Origin of the sequence: Maribacter caenipelagi (genome assembly GCF_004364175.1) — a bacterium.
In the GTDB taxonomy this organism is placed as follows: domain Bacteria; phylum Bacteroidota; class Bacteroidia; order Flavobacteriales; family Flavobacteriaceae; genus Maribacter; species Maribacter caenipelagi.
Genome location: NZ_SNZW01000019.1, coordinates 164754 through 165541, shown reverse-complemented (window position 1 = coordinate 165541; position 788 = coordinate 164754). Strand labels below are relative to the sequence as shown.

Here is a 788-nt window from a genome sequence, read left to right as displayed (position 1 = left end):
TGTCAGTCGCCAAACTTGGATCGGCACTGAACTCCGTACCTACAAGGTTCAAGCCTGTACCCGCGGTATATTGTGTATCGGTATCCAATGAACTTATATTAATCGTCCGGTCCGTATTTCCACCTTCAGATATAGTCAGTACAGCTCCATCAAAAGCCAATCCTGTAATAGTTTCGTTGCCGATAACCTTGTCTAGATCCAATGCCTCACTTGCCGTGATAGCATCCGACAACTCCGTATCCGTCGCCAAACTTGGATCGGCACTGAACTCCGTACCTACAAGGTTCAAGCCTGTACCAGCGGTATACTGCGTATCGGTATCCAATGAACTTGCCGTTACAAATTCCCAGTCCGTACCATTCCATTGGATTAAATCTCCTGTATTTGAGCCTGAAGCTAATTTACCTAAGGTAACTGCATCATCTGACAAATCTGTAGTTTCTACTGCTCCCGGTGCTATCTCATTCGATGTAATTCCATCATCAGAAACTGCCAACCTTAATGGGTCACCTATAGAACCTGCTCCAGATAAAGTCAATGTTCCATTTGAAGAACCAACGACTTCGTTACCAATTATTCCGTCATTTTCTGTAACTGTTACCGAACCTAAATCTATTAGAATCCAATCAGTTCCGTCCCACTGCATTACTTGACCAGTAGCAGTACCATTTGCTAACTTTTCCAATGCAACTGCATCATTTGCTATATCGGCAGCTACTATCGTACCATCTGTAATGTTTTCTGTGTTTACAGCATTATCCGCTAATTTTGTATTGTCTACGGCATCG

1 protein-coding gene is annotated in these 788 nt (G+C 43.3%); it reads right to left on the bottom strand.

Annotated features, from left to right (window positions below; translation table 11 throughout):
* A partial coding sequence (locus DFQ03_RS18905) for a hypothetical protein (RefSeq protein WP_208295939.1) occupies positions 1 to 788 on the bottom strand: 788 nt, incomplete at both ends.